This is a genomic window from Amycolatopsis anabasis (assembly GCF_009765355.1).
In the GTDB taxonomy this organism is placed as follows: Bacteria; Actinomycetota; Actinomycetes; order Mycobacteriales; family Pseudonocardiaceae; genus Amycolatopsis; species Amycolatopsis anabasis.
The window spans coordinates 128293-142746 of the sequence record NZ_VTHK01000004.1; the positions used below are offsets into that span (position 1 = coordinate 128293).

24 protein-coding genes and 1 pseudogene are annotated in these 14454 nt (G+C 66.9%); 8 read left to right on the plus strand and 17 right to left on the minus strand.

What is annotated here, in order from left to right; genetic code table 11:
* The first annotated feature begins 33 nt into the window (after positions 1 to 33).
* The 3 genes from FXO23_RS06645 (at position 34) to FXO23_RS06655 (ending at position 3350) form a co-directional block, all read left to right on the plus strand.
* On the plus strand, positions 34 to 819 hold the full coding sequence (locus FXO23_RS06645) for a glutaminyl-peptide cyclotransferase (RefSeq protein ID WP_158881875.1): 786 nt from the start codon (positions 34 to 36) through the stop codon (positions 817 to 819).
* 81 nt (positions 820 to 900) lie between these two features.
* Positions 901 to 2841, plus strand: a complete 1941-nt coding sequence (locus FXO23_RS06650) for an MFS transporter (protein ID WP_158881877.1) — start codon at positions 901 to 903, stop codon at positions 2839 to 2841.
* A gap of 11 nt (positions 2842 to 2852) precedes the next feature.
* Positions 2853 to 3350, plus strand: a complete 498-nt coding sequence (locus FXO23_RS06655; RefSeq protein WP_158881879.1) for a DUF2771 family protein — start codon at positions 2853 to 2855, stop codon at positions 3348 to 3350.
* 7 nt (positions 3351 to 3357) lie between these two features.
* Here FXO23_RS06655 and FXO23_RS06660 read toward each other — a convergent pair whose 3' ends face one another.
* Positions 3358 to 3744, minus strand: a complete 387-nt coding sequence (locus FXO23_RS06660; RefSeq protein WP_158882436.1) for a cold-shock protein — start codon at positions 3742 to 3744, stop codon at positions 3358 to 3360.
* A gap of 152 nt (positions 3745 to 3896) precedes the next feature.
* On the opposite strand from FXO23_RS06660, the gene FXO23_RS06665 reads away from it, so the two are divergent.
* The gene (locus FXO23_RS06665) at positions 3897 to 4121 is read left to right on the plus strand and encodes a hypothetical protein (protein WP_158881881.1); all 225 of its coding nucleotides are present in this window, start codon (positions 3897 to 3899) and stop codon (positions 4119 to 4121) included.
* Here the strand turns inward: FXO23_RS06665 and FXO23_RS06670 are convergent.
* Complete coding sequence (locus tag FXO23_RS06670; RefSeq protein WP_158881883.1) at positions 4057 to 4764, minus strand: HAD family hydrolase; 708 nt, start codon at positions 4762 to 4764, stop codon at positions 4057 to 4059. The genes FXO23_RS06665 and FXO23_RS06670 overlap by 65 nt on opposite strands.
* Positions 4765 to 4884: 120 nt before the next feature.
* Between FXO23_RS06670 and FXO23_RS06675 the strand changes: the two genes are divergently transcribed.
* Positions 4885 to 5487: a TetR/AcrR family transcriptional regulator gene (locus FXO23_RS06675; protein WP_179956702.1), complete on the plus strand. Its 603-nt coding sequence runs from the start codon at positions 4885 to 4887 to the stop codon at positions 5485 to 5487.
* Between the two features lie 16 nt (positions 5488 to 5503).
* A pseudogene (locus FXO23_RS06680) lies at positions 5504 to 5839 on the plus strand (ribonucleotide-diphosphate reductase subunit beta); the annotation flags it as partial.
* 60 nt (positions 5840 to 5899) lie between these two features.
* Here the strand turns inward: FXO23_RS06680 and FXO23_RS06685 are convergent.
* Positions 5900 to 6868 (minus strand): helix-turn-helix domain-containing protein, encoded by a 969-nt coding sequence (locus FXO23_RS06685; RefSeq protein ID WP_158881885.1) that lies wholly within the window; start codon positions 6866 to 6868, stop codon positions 5900 to 5902.
* Between the two features lie 469 nt (positions 6869 to 7337).
* Between FXO23_RS06685 and FXO23_RS06690 the strand changes: the two genes are divergently transcribed.
* Positions 7338 to 7700, plus strand: coding sequence for a BRO-N domain-containing protein (locus FXO23_RS06690; protein WP_158881887.1), 363 nt, complete (start codon positions 7338 to 7340; stop codon positions 7698 to 7700).
* Positions 7701 to 7827: 127 nt separating this feature from the next.
* Positions 7828 to 8076 carry a hypothetical protein gene (locus FXO23_RS06695; protein ID WP_158881889.1) on the plus strand — a complete coding sequence of 83 codons (249 nt, stop codon included), beginning with the start codon at positions 7828 to 7830 and terminating at the stop codon, positions 8074 to 8076.
* A gap of 171 nt (positions 8077 to 8247) precedes the next feature.
* Here FXO23_RS06695 and FXO23_RS06700 read toward each other — a convergent pair whose 3' ends face one another.
* The 14 genes from FXO23_RS06700 to FXO23_RS06765 form a co-directional block, all read right to left on the minus strand.
* Positions 8248 to 8511, minus strand: coding sequence for a hypothetical protein (locus tag FXO23_RS06700; protein ID WP_158881891.1), 264 nt, complete (start codon positions 8509 to 8511; stop codon positions 8248 to 8250).
* A 48-nt stretch (positions 8512 to 8559) separates the two neighbouring features.
* Positions 8560 to 8913, minus strand: a complete 354-nt coding sequence (locus FXO23_RS06705; protein WP_158881893.1) for a hypothetical protein — start codon at positions 8911 to 8913, stop codon at positions 8560 to 8562.
* Positions 8910 to 9110: a hypothetical protein gene (locus FXO23_RS06710; RefSeq protein WP_158881895.1), complete on the minus strand. Its 201-nt coding sequence runs from the start codon at positions 9108 to 9110 to the stop codon at positions 8910 to 8912. Before FXO23_RS06710 ends, FXO23_RS06705 begins: the two co-directional genes overlap by 4 nt.
* Positions 9107 to 9430 (minus strand): hypothetical protein, encoded by a 324-nt coding sequence (locus FXO23_RS06715; RefSeq protein WP_158881897.1) that lies wholly within the window; start codon positions 9428 to 9430, stop codon positions 9107 to 9109. Before FXO23_RS06715 ends, FXO23_RS06710 begins: the two co-directional genes overlap by 4 nt.
* Positions 9427 to 9906 carry a hypothetical protein gene (locus FXO23_RS06720; protein ID WP_158881899.1) on the minus strand — a complete coding sequence of 160 codons (480 nt, stop codon included), beginning with the start codon at positions 9904 to 9906 and terminating at the stop codon, positions 9427 to 9429. The genes FXO23_RS06715 and FXO23_RS06720 overlap by 4 nt, the downstream gene beginning before the upstream one ends.
* Positions 9903 to 10286 (minus strand): dATP/dGTP diphosphohydrolase domain-containing protein, encoded by a 384-nt coding sequence (locus tag FXO23_RS06725; RefSeq protein WP_158881901.1) that lies wholly within the window; start codon positions 10284 to 10286, stop codon positions 9903 to 9905. Before FXO23_RS06725 ends, FXO23_RS06720 begins: the two co-directional genes overlap by 4 nt.
* On the minus strand, positions 10283 to 10525 hold the full coding sequence (locus FXO23_RS06730; RefSeq protein WP_158881903.1) for a hypothetical protein: 243 nt from the start codon (positions 10523 to 10525) through the stop codon (positions 10283 to 10285). Before FXO23_RS06730 ends, FXO23_RS06725 begins: the two co-directional genes overlap by 4 nt.
* 5 nt (positions 10526 to 10530) lie before the next feature.
* Positions 10531 to 10770, minus strand: coding sequence for a hypothetical protein (locus FXO23_RS06735; RefSeq protein WP_158881905.1), 240 nt, complete (start codon positions 10768 to 10770; stop codon positions 10531 to 10533).
* An 11-nt stretch (positions 10771 to 10781) separates the two neighbouring features.
* Positions 10782 to 10982 (minus strand): hypothetical protein, encoded by a 201-nt coding sequence (locus FXO23_RS06740; RefSeq protein ID WP_158881907.1) that lies wholly within the window; start codon positions 10980 to 10982, stop codon positions 10782 to 10784.
* Positions 10979 to 12787: a DNA polymerase gene (locus FXO23_RS06745; RefSeq protein ID WP_158881909.1), complete on the minus strand. Its 1809-nt coding sequence runs from the start codon at positions 12785 to 12787 to the stop codon at positions 10979 to 10981. Before FXO23_RS06745 ends, FXO23_RS06740 begins: the two co-directional genes overlap by 4 nt.
* Before the next feature lie 24 nt (positions 12788 to 12811).
* A complete protein-coding gene (locus FXO23_RS06750; RefSeq protein ID WP_158881911.1) occupies positions 12812 to 13069 on the minus strand; it encodes a helix-turn-helix domain-containing protein in 258 nt (85 codons plus the stop codon).
* Positions 13066 to 13230, minus strand: coding sequence for a hypothetical protein (locus FXO23_RS06755; RefSeq protein ID WP_158881913.1), 165 nt, complete (start codon positions 13228 to 13230; stop codon positions 13066 to 13068). The genes FXO23_RS06750 and FXO23_RS06755 overlap by 4 nt, the downstream gene beginning before the upstream one ends.
* A gap of 79 nt (positions 13231 to 13309) precedes the next feature.
* On the minus strand, positions 13310 to 13786 hold the full coding sequence (locus tag FXO23_RS06760) for a hypothetical protein (RefSeq protein ID WP_158881915.1): 477 nt from the start codon (positions 13784 to 13786) through the stop codon (positions 13310 to 13312).
* A 46-nt stretch (positions 13787 to 13832) separates the two neighbouring features.
* Entirely contained in the window at positions 13833 to 14450 is a 618-nt protein-coding gene (locus FXO23_RS06765) for a hypothetical protein (RefSeq protein ID WP_158881917.1), read from the minus strand.
* Between the last annotated feature and the right edge of the window lie 4 nt (positions 14451 to 14454).

The following is a 14454-nucleotide window of genomic DNA, read 5'->3' on the forward strand; positions in this document are numbered from 1 at the left end:
CGCGTACCCACCACTTCATGTCAGGCTTACCCGGTGCCTGTGCTGAAAGCCTTCCTGATCGCCCTGGTCGTCGCGCTCGCGGGCTGCGCGGCCTCCCGGCCCGCCGAACCCGCAGGTCCAGCCCGTCCGGACAGACTCCGCGCCGAGGTGGTCGGCACGCTGCCGCACGACCCGGGCGCGTTCACCCAGGGCCTCGAACTGTCCGGCGGCACGCTCTACGAGGGCACCGGGCTGATCGGGCAGTCTTCGCTGCGCGCCGGGCCGCCCGGGCAGCCGCCGACCACCCGGGTCGATCTGCCCGCGCCGCTGTTCGGCGAGGGCATCACCCTGGTCGGCTCGTCGGTCTGGCAGCTCACCTGGAAGGACGGGATCGCACTGGAACGCGACGCGGCCACCCTGGCCGAGCGGCGGCGGGTCCCCTACTCCGGCGAGGGCTGGGGCCTGTGCCACCAGGACGGCCGGCTGGTGATGAGCGACGGTTCGGCCCGGCTCACCTTCCGCGATCCGGGCACGTTCGCCCAGGTCGGCGCGGTGACGGTCCGGGACGGCGACCGCGTCCTCGACCGGCTCAACGAGCTCGAATGCGCGGGTGGCGCGGTGTACGCGAACGTCTGGCAGTCCGACGAGATCCTGCGCATCGACCCGGCGTCCGGCCGGGTCACCGCGACGATCGACGCCTCCGGCCTGCTCACCCCGGACGAGAAACACGGCGCGGACGTGCTCAACGGCATCGCCGCCCGGCCCGGCACCGACCGGTTCCTGCTCACCGGGAAGCTGTGGCCGAAGCTGTTCGAAGTGCGTTTCGTCCCGGTCCGCTAGGGCACCCGTTCCGGGGTGACACGCGTCAACCTGGCCAAACCTGCGGGCGCGCCACCCCCTCCATACGGCAGGATTGACGTTATGACTCGATCCGGTTCGCAGCCCGGACCCGGCGGTTCGAAGTTCGGCCGCTGGGGCAAGGGGCGCGCCGGGCGCAAGAGCAAGCGCAAGTGGACGCCGGAACCCGGCTCCGGAAAGGCGCCCTCCTGGCGCCCGCCGCCCGAACCGCCGCGCAGCTACTTCTACGACGACGTGCCGCCCCGACCGCCGACCCGCAAGATGCCGCCGGTCGACCGGCCGACCCCGACCGCCGACGACGCGCCGACCGGCGCGGTCCCGATGGGCCGGTCCGGGTATCCGCCGCGGGGCGCCCGGCCGTACCCGCCGCCGAACGACCCCTCGGCGCGGCGGACCGAGCCGGTCCGGCGCGAGCCGCCGCGCACCCGCCGGGACGTTCCCCCGGTGCCGCCGGGCGGGTACTACGACGACTACGAGCGCTACGACACCGGCGGCTACGCGGGCGAACCGCGGCACCCCGCCCCCGAGCCGCCGAAACCCGAATCCGCCCAGCACGGCACCACGGCCGCCGCGGGCGCGGGCAGCCTGCCGCGCCTGCCCAAGAAGCTGACCGTGACCCGGGTCGCCGCGCTGCGCGGCCGCCAGCTCACCGGGCAGGCGGTGGGCGCGTTCCAGCGGGCCACCAAGGCCGACGGCGCGGACAAGTCCGGGCTCACCGCGCTCACCTACGCGGTCCTGCTGAACTACGCCAGCGACGCGGCGATGATGATCGCGCTGGCGAACACCCTGTTCATCTCGCCGACCAGCGCGGACAGCAGCAAGGGCAAGGTCGCGCTGTACCTGCTGGTCACCATCGCGCCGTTCGCGCTGGTCGCCCCGGTGATCGGCCCGGCGCTGGACAGGATCCAGCGGGGCCGGCGGCTGGCCATGTGCGTGGCCTCGGCGGGCCAGGCGCTGATGGCCGTGATCATGGCCCTGCACTTCGACGACTGGATCCTCTACCCGGCCGCGCTCGGCATGATGGTGCTGTCCAAATCGTTCACCGTGCTCAAGGCGGCGGTCACGCCGAGGGTGGTGCCACCGGAGATCACCCTGTCCAAGACCAATGCCCGGCTGACGGTGTTCGGCCTGGTCGGCGGGGGTGTGTTCGGCGCGCTCGCGGCCGGGGTCAACGCGATCTCCGGCTCCGCCGGCGCGCTCTGGTTCACCGCGCTCATCTGCGTGGTCGCCGCGGTGCAGTCGATGCGCATCCCGTCCTGGGTGGAGGCCACCGAGGGCGAGGTTCCGGCGTCGCTGTCGGCGCACCCGGAGAAGAAGAAGCGCCAGCCGATGGGACGCCAGATAGTGGTGTCCTTGTGGGGCAACGGATCGGTCCGGGTGCTCACCGGGTTCCTGCTGATGTTCGCCGCGTTCGCGGTGAAGGCGCAGCACGAGAACAGCGGGGAGAGCGCGTTCACCCAGCTCCTGCTGCTGGGCAGCATCGGCGCGGCGGCGGGTGTCGGCGGGTTCGTCGGCAACGCGCTCGGCTCGCGCCTGCACTTCGGCAAGCCGGATCAGGTGATCCTCGGCTGCGTCGGCGCGTGCGTGCTGGCCACCCTGCTGGCGACCCTGATGGCCGGGGTCGCCACCGCGGCCCTGGTCGGCCTGATCGGCGCGATGGCCAGCGCACTCGCCAAGATCAGCCTGGACGCGGTGATCCAGGAGGATCTGCCCGAGGAGTCCCGGGCGTCGGCGTTCGGGCGGTCGGAGACCGTGCTGCAGCTGTCCTGGTGCTTCGGCGGCGTGATCGGGCTGCTGCTGCCGCCGACCTACTGGATCGGCTTCCTGGTGGTGACCGTTCTGCTGTCCGTCGGGCTGGTGCAGACCATGCTGGTGCACCGGGGGACTTCGCTGGTGCCGGGCCTGGGCGGCGACCGGCCGTTGCGCCCGGACCAGACCGGGAGCACCCCCGTTCCCGGCGCGGCGAGGGGACCGGCCCCCTCGCGCAACTGGCCGGGCTCGTAATCTCTGTGCTCATGCGACGGGTTTTGGCGGTCTTGTTCGTGCTGGGGGCCGTGGTGGTCACCGGGTGTTCGGCTCCGGGGCCGCCCGAAGTGACGTTCTACGCCGACGGCCACACCGTGAACGCGCAGCCGCTGATCAACTGCGACGCGCTGCTGAAGCAGTGCGAGCAGCACCAGGAGTCGACGGTCAGCCTCAAGGTGCGGCCGGGCAAACCGGTGCAGATCTCGGTGCCCAAGGAGGTCACCGACACCCCGTGGGTGGTGAACGTCCAGTACACCAATGAAAAGGGCGAGTACCAGCCGGTCAAGCAGGAGTACTTCTCCCCCGGTTCGAAGCACGCCTACACCGCCACCCCGAACGTGCCCGGCGGGCAGCTCGCGGTGGTGGAGATCCAGCAGCTCGGCGCGGCCTACGCGGCCGACCAGGCGGGCAACCCGATCCTCGACGAGGCGGGCAACCCGCAGCTGGTCGTGCGCGCGTTGTGGTCGCTGCAGGTGCAGCCGGGCTGACCCTGGTTTACGGGTCGAGGTCCCGCGCGACGGCCCGCATGACCTCGGCGATCCGCTTGGTGTGCTTGCGGTCCGGGTACCGGTTGCGGCGCAGGTCCGGCTGGACCTTCAACTCGAGCAGCTTGATCATGTCCTCGATCAGGCCGTGCAGCTCCTCGGCGGGACGGCGGCGGGCCTCCGCGACCGACGGCGGCGGGTCGAGCAGCCGCACGGACAGGGCCTGCGGTCCGCGCCGGCCGTCGGCGACCCCGAACTCCAGCCGCTGGCCGGCCTTGAGCCCTTCCACGCCCTGCGGTAGAGCGGTTTTGCGGATGTAGACGTCCTCGCCGCCATCCTGGGTGACGAATCCGAAACCCTTTTCCGCGTCGTACCACTTGACCTTGCCGGTCGGCACTGCCCTCACCGTTCCTTCGTTGACGTGTTCTTCATCGCATGCTGCCTAGGTGGTCCCACACGACGAACGCGCCCCAGGGGCGTACCCAGGACGCGCATCTGCTCAGCCTAGCCCGGGGGAGGCGAGTTGGAGAAGCAGATACCCTGGAGCACATGGAAACCGCCACCCCAATGGCCCCGCGCAAGTCCTGGTTGATGCGCACCGGCATCGGTTTGTTCGCCCTGGGCATGCTCGCCGTGCTGGCGGTTTTCATACTCTTCGCCGCCGGGCTGGAGAACCTGCCGGTCTGGCTGTCCGCCGGTGCCGGGGTCGTCACCCCGCTCGGACTGGGCCTCGGGTTGATCGCCCTGGTCCGGGAACACCGCCGGGCCGCCTAGATCGCGTGTCTTTCCTGGTTTCCCCAAGCCGCCCCCTCTCTAACTCCGCGTCGAGCCAGGCCGGGAAGTCGCCGAGGTCGGCGAAAACCACGTGCGCACCGGCATCCAGGAGTTCGGCGCGGGTGCACGGGCCCGTGGTGACGCCGACCGCGAGCGCGCCCGCGGCCAGCGCGCCGCGCACGTCGCCGAGGTGGTCGCCCACGTAGACGGTCGCGCCGTGGTCGAGCAGGGCCTCCGCCTTGCCGGTGGACCACAGTTCGCCGACCAGCGCGTCCACCTCGAAGCCGAGTGCGCGCAGGTGCAGGGCGGCGTTGGGGGCGTACTTGCCGGTGACCACGAGCGTGCTGCCCCCGGCGGCCCGCACGGCGTCCAGCGCGGCGGCCGCGCCGGGCAGCGCGGCCGTGCGCGGGATCACGATCTCCGGGTACAGCGCGCGGAACCGGTCGACCAGCCCCGGGATGCGCTCCTCCGGCGCCTCGAAACCGCGCAGCACCTCGTCCAGCGGCGGGCCGAGGTTCGCCGCGAAGTGCTCACCGTCCAGCGCGAGCCCCGACTCGTCGGCGAGCGCGTTCATCGCCGCGACCATGCCCGGTCGCGGATCGATGAGCGTCATGTCCAGGTCGAAGCCCACGGTGATCCCCACACCTCCACGGTAGCCGGGCCCACCGACACGAACCGCGCGGTCCACGAACCGGACGCTTTACACACGAATGGGACACGTACAGCTACTTGACATGGCAGGCACCTGTGTCAAGCTGGCCGTGTGGCAGAGATCACCGCCTTCACCGAACGGGTCCGGGACTCCCTGCGCGAGGCGCTGCTCGACGCGGCCACCCGGCAGCTCCCGGACAAGGGTTACGCCGGGCTGCGCATGGCCGACGTCGCGGCCGCGGCCGGGGTGAGCAGGCAGACGGTCTACAACGAGTTCGGCAACAAGGCCACCCTGGTGCAGGCGGTGGCGCTGCGGACCGCGGGCGAGTTCCTGGACGGCATCCAGCAGCGGTTCGCCGACGCGCCGGAACTGCTGGCCGGGGTGCGTTCGGCCGTCCGGTACACGATCGAGCACGCCCGGGAGAACCGCCTGGTCGCCGCGGCGCTCGGCACCGAGGCCGGTGAGGACCTGCTGCCGCTGCTGACCACCAAGGGCGAGCCGATCCTGCGCGCGGCCACCGAACTCGCCGCGAACCACTACACCGAACGGCTGCCGTCGCTGAGCGCGGAGCACGCCGCGCTGCTCGCCGAGACCGTGGTCCGGCTCTCGCTGAGCCACCTGGTGCTGCGCACCCATTCCGCGGCCGAGGCCGCCGACATGGTCTGCGCCGCGATCGCGCCCGCGATCGACCGGTATTCGTCCACAATGGAGTGACACGAGAGGTGCCGAAATGACCGAGACCATCGCCGCCCGTCGCACCGGTTTCCAGTCGCTGCGGCGGGGCGGGCTCAACTGGGACGCCTTTCCGCTGCGGCTGTTCGTCAAGGGGAACAAGAAGTTCTGGAACCCGGCGGACATCGACTTCAGCCAGGACGCGGCGGACTGGCGGACGCTGACCGACGAGGAGCGGCGTTCGGCGACCTACCTGTGCGCGCAGTTCATCGCCGGTGAGGAAGCGGTCACCGAGGACATCCAGCCGTTCATGAAGGCGATGGCGGCCGAGGGGCGGCTCGGCGACGAGATGTACCTGACCCAGTTCTGCTTCGAGGACTCCGAACAAAGTAAGCCGGGGGATGTCGACGGTACACGTCGTCGGCCCGTCAGGGCAACACCCGAGGGGGAGCCGTCAGTCCGGCACTTGTTCTCGCTCCATTGACCGCCGCCACGGCTGGCACCACTCGGCGGACCGGTCTGCTGCGGGCATCGCCGTAAGCCCGGAACGGACCTCTGCCAGCCCTTGCTCTCGCTGGCCGAGGTGATAGAGGACGCGGCCTCGATAGAGCCCCCACAGGCCGTCTGAGTACCAGTACACGTCTTCAGGGGGCGTTCGTCCCGAGGTCTTCTCGGCGGACTTGTCGGCATCGGCGAGCGTCCTCTGAGCCTGATAGCTCTCGCCGAGCACGGCCTGAACCCTCGCGCGGTGATAGAGGCTCGATACCCGGCGCATCGGATGCGCGCCCTTCACCCTCAGTGTTGCATCGATCAGGTCCCCGGCCTCACCCACATTGGCGTCACCCACCTTGAAGTGGGCAAGGAAGCTCAAGCCCCTGACTAGACGGTCTGGATCTTTCGCCGCTTTTGCGAGTTGAATACCTCGATCGATGCTGCCATCAGCCGCCTGTCGACGGCCGGTCGAAAACTCAAGCCAGCCTCGGTATTGCAGAATCTCACTTGCGACACACGCGGTCCGGCTATGCACAGCCAATCGGGCTTCCTTCGTCAAGCGCTCCGCAAGTAACGAAAACCCTCGCACAGCAGGAAGAACAGCGGCTGCACCGGAGTTATCCTCAAGTCGCCGAGTGGCTGAAAGAATCGATGCTAACTGGTCGGCAGGTGCACCCTCTGAACGGGCAATAAGTTCACCAGCTACCACACCGCCCGAAAGGGACAGAAACTCTCGACGGTCCATGTAGTCGCTCCAATCGGCTATGCCTAGCTCCCCCTCGTAAGCCGCGACTACATCATCAACTACTCGACGCTTGCCTGTCTCTACCAAACTCAGATATGACGCAGTGTAGTTCACGCGCTGCCCCATCTGGGCGAGGCTTAGCCCTGCTGCCTGCCTAGCCATCCGCAGCATGTCACCTGTCGTCATGTCAACGCCCTGTCAACGCCGAAACCGTTCCATCCTCGCAGTTCTCGTAAGAGGCTACCCGTGGGGCACGATCAACGGCTCACCTCTATACGTCCAGTAAGCCGCAGGACGCGAGCCAAGGTCACGCCCCACGCGGGCCAAAGTCAAGTCCCCACCGCACTGGCAGCCAATCAGCAGGTACGCCCGCCGGGGACTTGGCTTCGGCCTTTGTGACGACAGGGCCGGGTAGGGGCTGCGACTCGATGACGACCCCCTCCCGCAGTTAGCCGCTCGGCTCTGTCGTCCATCCACAAACCGCACTAGGAGACGTCATGGGCTGGGTTCTGGCGACGATGGGAGCCGTCCTAGCGCTCACCGTGTTCGTGCCCATCTGGCACGCGCTGATGAACAGGACGCAGCTCGGCGCGCTTCTCTACGTGTGGTGGCTCAACACAGTCCGCCCGGTATGGCGGCGTAGATAGGGAACAGAATGGTCGCGGTTAACGAGCCCTTCAGGGAATTCACCTATGAAGGGCAGCGGGTAAGAGTTGTACACTTGGCCGGGACGCCAATGTTCGCAGCGTCCGATGTGTGCGAGGTACTGGGCTACGAAGATGCCCCTGTGAAACTCCTTGTACCCGTGCTTGTGCGTGGCGGAAAGGTAATCGCTATCCGCACACCTCCTGGCGCTGAGACCGTCGCGACCATACGGCTTGACGACCTAATGTACTTGATCACGCGCAGCATAAAACAAGAGCAGGCCCGCCGGTTCGAGGAGTGGCTGAAAGCAAAAGTACTGCCCGAGATCCGGGCAGGGGTAAACAACGGCGCGGAGGAAGGAGGACCGGCGTAGACATGTCTGATGTGCCCATAGCAAGCTGATTGTCATTTCCAACAGATTCCGAGTTCTTGTCTAGACTGCCCCGGCACCCACTCCCTCAACGGTGTCGGGGTTGTCTTATGCAACCACAGGGAGCCACATGAAAGAGGCCGACGCCTGGAACGCTGCTCGCAACGCCTTCCGTTCAAAGTCGCGGGCATTGCACGACTACGAGCAAGACGAGTTCGTGGTTTCCGCACGTCAAACCAGAGAGAGCCTTCTATCGCTCATAGCGGAGTGGAGACGAGAGAACGTTCTGGCGGCAATCCTTACCCCGCTGCGCGAAGACGACGATCCGGTTGCCCGAGACCTGGCTATCAAGATACTGGAAGACAAGGAGCCGATTTGATGGCGGACGAGCGAACTGCTGCGGAAAGGGAGCGCAGCCGAGACCGCGCCGAAGAAGCACGGGAGCTTGGCAACGAAGCACTCCGCAGTCTGGGGGGCAAAGAGCCAAGTAAGTAAATACCCGGAAACGCAAAAAGGCCCCCTCCCGCGAAGGGAGGGGGCGCTTTGCGTATTAGGCGGGTTTAGCAGGCTCGGACGTCTCCGACGTCTTCGCGGTGATCAGTCGGAAGACGAACGTCCAGACGAACACGACGACGGCCAGGGCTCCGAAGACCAGCCAGATGGCCGCGACGATCGCCCACCAAGCGAGCAGGAACGGGGACAGGAGCAGCCACTTCGTCACTGTGGCGGCCAGGCTGCCCGTGCGGCTAACGCCGCCGAGCGGGACCGAGTACGAGAACGGCCCCGGGAGGGGTACGTGGAGGTGAGCAGGCACGGCGGCCTCCTTTCTTACCCGGAGGTATCGGCCGCCTGACCTGGGGCGTTACCCCTCATCGATGCGGATCTCCACCCGGTCTTCCTCGTACAGGGTGAGTTCATGCCGAAGCTTCCCGTCCGGGTCCAGGCGCAAGATGCTCCACGATGGTGCACCGGTCAACGGGTGTGTGCCGACCTGTACCTCAGCCACTTCGACGTGCCACCCCTGGTAGTCGATGTGCTGACCGGGCCGGATCTCGTTGGGGTGGGTAGGCACCACGGTCTCCTCTCGGAAGTCGTGGACCGATCGTACGGCGACCTCGGCCATGCCCTCGTAGAAGTCCTCCGGCTCCTGGTGCCCGCTGTGCTCCCAATCCCAGGCGGCCAGCTTCTTGGCCACGTGCTCGATCAGCTCCGTCATTCGCCCTCCGTCTGCAAGCTCACCAAGGCCACGCCAGGGAGACGGACGGTCATGTCGGGGAACGCGGACCAGTACCCGGCTGCACGCTTCTCCTCCACGATGATCTTGTCCAGCGGGCCTGTGGTGACCCCGGACAGCACGGCCAGCTCCTTACCGTCCTTCGATACGGTCAGCTCGAAGTCGTACGGCCCGCTCACTTCTTCGGCCTCCCGGTCCGCCGGAACGGCGACAGCCGTTCGATCAGGCCCTCCAGGGCGCTGACCATCTCGTCTCCGCCGGGGTGCGGGACGCTGATCCCGTCCGAGTACCCGAGGAACTGCGGACCGCCGTAGTCGTTCGTCTCCGTCCCCGAGAAGATCGGCTGCGGGGGCACGACCCAGTACACGGGACCGGTGCCGTCCCGGCCTCGGAGCATCTTCAGCGCAGTCTCCGCTCGGGAGAGCACCGTCCGGACCTGCACCAAGACATCAGTCGTGTCCCGGCCGAAGTCGATCTCTGGCGCGCGGTCATCGGTCACTTGCCCTCCCCGCACAGCTTCGAGGCCAGCCGGAACATCTCGGTCCACGACCGTGCGAACCGCTTCTGACGCAACTCGACCGTCTTCGTGATCGAACGAGTGGACAGGCCACCTGGAGCCCATACGTCGTCCTCGGCGTGGACCGATCGGTCGTCGATGTAGGCGGCGGCCAGGAGCTTCCCGCACACGATCTTGTGGAACGTGATGCCCCAGTAGTTCAGCCACGCCTCGATGGCCTCGTAGTCCGTCCAGGGGCGCGACGTGTGGATGACGATCTTCCATCCGTCGATCACTGCTTCGTCGAGCTTGTGGACGTTCCGCCAGATCGGATTGCCGATCTCGGACGTCGGGTTGTCTGGCGTCCACAGGGGCTCGGCCAGGGTGCCGTCTAGGTCGACGGCCAGCCAGAGCAGGTTCTTCCTCGGCTCGGGCAGCTTCGGGCCGGTGTCGAGGTACCCAACGGTCTCCCAGTTCACTCGCCCGCCTCCCACCTGCTGACGGCCTCGGGCAGCTTCTTCGGGGCCTCTGCCGCTGCGACCTTCCGCCTCGTCTGCTCGGCGGCGAACAGGTTGAAACACACCGCCGCGAGGTGGTTCTCAGTCCGGTCGCCTTCGAGGTACTGGAAGTGGTGCCGGAGCCCGGAGGCGTCCATCCGGTCGGCCTCTTCCTTCGAGTTGGCCAGCTCCCAATTCCGGTCCCCGTACTTCTCCGCTCCCCGGGCCATCAGCTCGGCCAGCTCCCGCAGGAACCACAGGGGGATCAGGTCGTACCGGGGCTTGCCCTCCTGGGCGTCCCGACGCATCCCAGACTCGAACTCGTGCCGCTTGCCGGAGTCGAGCGTCACGAACTCGCTCAAATACTCTCCTCCTTCAGGAATCGAAGAATCTCGGTGCGAAGCTTCGCCTCGATGCGAGGCTTTCCGCTGCGCTCGTCGAAGTAGCGGATCGTCGGAACCAGCCCGATGTTGTATTCCGCGCGGACTGCGGGGGTCGCCTCGCGGTACGCGAACTTGACGCCGTTCTCCCGCGCCCACTTCTCCGCCAGCGCCCGGAGGTCATCGGTCTCGACTCCCCCGCCCAGGCCGAAGAACGTCAAGTGCTTCACTTCTTGCCTCCGAAGTACTTCGCCAGCGTTTCCGCGATCGCCTCGTCCTGTGTTCGCCCGTCATCACCGAACGGAACATCCACGTCGATTGCCGCGATCGTGTAGCTTCCGAACTTCAGCCGGACGATGTGCAGAGCGGGCTCAGGCGCAGGTTCCGCGCCGCCGCTTTCCCATTGGTCGAGTTCCCAGGCGTTCCACTCCGGATTCACTTCGAGTTGTGCTGAGATGATGTTCATTTGTCCTCCTTCTAGAAGTCGTGCGCGCACAGCGGGCACACATAGACCCGGTCCGGGTCTGTTTCCGGCTGGAACCCGACCTCGTTCGCTATCTCTCGCTCGCGGCGAAGCAGTTCATCGGCCGTGGCGAACACGTGGCCGCATTCGCCACACACCCGGTAGTAGTTCTCGGGCAGCGGCTCGTGGCCGTGGAAGAAACATTCGTCGTTCATGCAGCGGCTCCGTACAACGAGCCCCAAGACCGCTTACCGACCTCGGGGTCAGTTCCGATGAACACAGGCCCCATCTGTTCGGCCATGTGCCGGGCGATCTGCTCCGCGCCCCACTGCGCGTGCTTCGCGGGCAGGGACGCCACGACCTCGTCATGGATAGGCAGGCGCAGGTACCGGGTGAAACCGGCCTTGTGGAGCCGAATGAGGCCCCGGCAGGTCACGTCCCGACTGGACGACTGGACGAGGTAGTTCAGGGCGCTGTAGGCCCTGTCAGGGTCGACCGGCAGTCGACGCCCCACCGGTGTGGTGATGTAGCCGTTCTGCCGGGCCTCGATCTGGAGCTTCCGGGAAAGCTTCTGCACTCCTGGGTATGCCTTGTCGAAGCCCTCGACCACGCGCTTGGCCGTGGCCATGTCCAGGCCGGTCTGTTCAGCCACGGTCTTGGCTCCGCCGCCGTAGACCCGGCCGAAGTTCACGACCTTGGCCCACTTCCGCTCCTTGTCGTCCTTCGTGATGTGGTCTCCGAAGGCCGCTTGAGCGGTCATCAGGTGGAGGTCGGCCCCCTCGGCGAACGCCTGGATCATCGTCGGGTCGCCGGAGAGCGCAGCCAGGACGCGAAGCTCCTGCGCCTGGTAGTCGACAGAGCCGATCAGATGGCCCTCGTCCGCCACGAAGCAGCGCCGGATCATGAAGTCGCCCGAGGGCAACGTCTGGGCCGGAATGCCCGTGATGCTCATCCGCGCCGTGCGGGCGCGAAGGGCGTTGATCGAGGCATGGCAACGGCCGTCGCTGTCCATGTTGGACAAGAACCCGTCAACCCACGTGGACCTCCACTTGCGGGCCTTCTTGGCCTCCTTCACCGCAATGGCGAACTCGTCACCCTGCTGGACCAGTTCATCAAGGAGCTTCTTGTCCACCTTCCGCTTGCCGGTCGGCGTGCGGTCGGTGATCTTGACGCCTCGGGACTCCAGGACGTCGGCAACCTGCTCAGTGCTGTTGACGTTCTCGCACCCGAGCTTGGCCGCGATCTCCGTGTACGCCTGCTCCTCCCCCGCCAGCCGGGCCGACAGCTCCAGCGTGTAGTCCACGTCGAGCAGGAAGCCAGTCCGCTCCATGTACGAGCAGATCTCGGCAATCTTGTGCTCGTAAGAGATCAGACCCCGCGCCGAGCTGGGCACCAAGGGCATGAGTTTCCCGGCCAGCCGGGCGGCCAGGACCGTATCCATGCCCGCGTACAGGTTGTACTCGGGATGGAACGTGTCCACCTTGGACCAGATGCGCGACTTGGTCGTCTTGTGTTCCTTGGCAAGTCGGGCCATCAGACCCTTGACCTCATCGGCTGCCTGGGCGTCGATGTGGTGGGCGGTCAAGGCTTCGAGGCCCTGCCCAATCCCACCTTCTTCCTGTCCCCGGGGGTCGGCCAGGTGCGCCAGTATCTTGGTGTCCAACACCTTGGGCCATAGCTTCTCCATCTCCACGCCCAAGTGCCGGTCGAACTCCTGGAGGTCGAAGACGCCATTCTGGAAGACGAGCTTGTCCACGCCGAGGAGAGCCCGGCGAGCGTCCTCCTTGAACCGCCCGCCGAGTTCTACCGGGATTACCCACGACTCGGTCTTGGTCCCGAACTGGACCAGCCGTAGCCGGTGGTCCTGGCCGTAGATGTCCAGGCCCGTCGATTCCGAGTCAACCGCGAGGGCGCGAAGGTTGGACCGCACGAAGTCCCGGAAGGTTTCCAGGTCGTCCTCATGCTCTGCGACCTTGATAGAAACCGGCTCGCCCTCGACCACGTAGCGGTGTTCCTTCACCGCCTCTCCTTTCGCTGCGGTCGATCAGGCCCAGTACTTGTGCCGGACGATCCGGCTCACGGTGGCCGGGTTGATGTCGAACGCGTCGGCGATGTCGACCTGCTTCCAATTCGCCGAGGCCAGTTCGCGAATACGGGCGACGTCGCGGGCAGTCAGCTTCTTCTGGTTGCCGTACCGGTCTTTCAGTCTCCGGTTCTCGCGAGCGACAACATTGACCTGCTGCTGAATGTCGGAAGCGGTCTTGACGAGCTGGTCGAGTGCTTCCTGAAGAGAGTTGCTCAATTGGTTTCCTCGATGTCGTAGAACTGGACGTTGACGAGCGGGATCACGGTCTTCTCCGCTGGTCCCGTGTGGACGGTCAGAGCGGTGAGGCCCTCGTCCACGGTCACGCCTTCGGCGTGCTGGACCTGGCCGTTCGTGAAATGGACTTCGACGTTGACCATCGATCTCCTTTTCCGGGCACACAAAAGGGGCCGAGGTCATCGCGCCTCAGGCCCCTAGCGGTGCTGGTCTATCTAGGACTTACTTGATGAACTCCGGCTTGCACTGCTCGTTGCGGTCACGCTCCGAGCAGAAGAAACCCTTGTACGCCTTCCCGCTGGACTTGGACACGCCCGACTTGAACTGCATCTGACCGTGCTTGCAATAGCGTTCCTCGCCGCCGGGGGCCTGGTCCGCGCCCTCGGGCTTTCCGGCCTGCCGCTGCTGCCCGCCGCCCTGCGGTGCCGAGCTGCCACCCGCGAAGTAGCCGCCCGCGCGCTTGGTGCGGTCCAGCAGATCCCGCAACTTCTCGTCCGACAGGTGACCGATGGCGTCCTCGACGTCGGCCGCGTGGACGACCACCCACGGAGCGTCAAAGCCCGCGCCGCCCTTCAGGGTCACCACCACCTTGCCTTCCGAGCCAGCCGCGACCGGCCGCGCCGGGGTGGCCGCCGGAGCCTGAGCCGGAGCAGCCTGCGCCTCGTCGGCAGGGGCATCAGCGAACGGATCGAAGGTCACTTGGTTCTTCCTTTCGTTGTTTGGAATCCAGTCCGAACGGACTGGGTCACGCCTGGCGCTTCAGGGACACATGCGCCTGAGCGTTGGACACGGCCTGCCGGGAGCCCGGCCCGTCGTGCGCCTCGGCGGCTCGCCGAAACTCGCGGTTCAGCTCGTGCGTGAGCGCGTCCACGGCGCGCTGGACGGTCTTCCGGTCGGTGGCGTCCGCACTGACCAGGCCGTCGACGTAGCGACGTGCCAAGGCGTTCTGGTGGGCCACCGACAGCTTGTCGGCCGCCACGCGGACATCGACGTCCTCTACCGAGAACACCGAGGCCGGTTCGGGTGCGCCCTCAACCTTGATCTCTCCGACGTCGACCAGCGCACCGCGCTCCAGTCGCTCTCGCACTTCGCCGGTCGAGTATCGGAACTGGCCTGAGAAGTGCTCGTAACTCACGCGCTCGCCGCTTGCGAGTTGCACGCCGATCTTGAACAACGCCCGGCGCAGCGCTCGGGGCTCCAGGCTCGCCGCTACCGTGGCGTAGTTGTTCTCCAGCAGCCGGGCGGCGATGTCCTGCTCGATGTCATCGGCTTCTACGACGCCTTTCCACTCCATCTCGATGTGCCTCGCCGCCCGCTGGATGTCCGGGAGGATCTGAATGAGGGCGTCATTCTGGTTGGTCAAACCC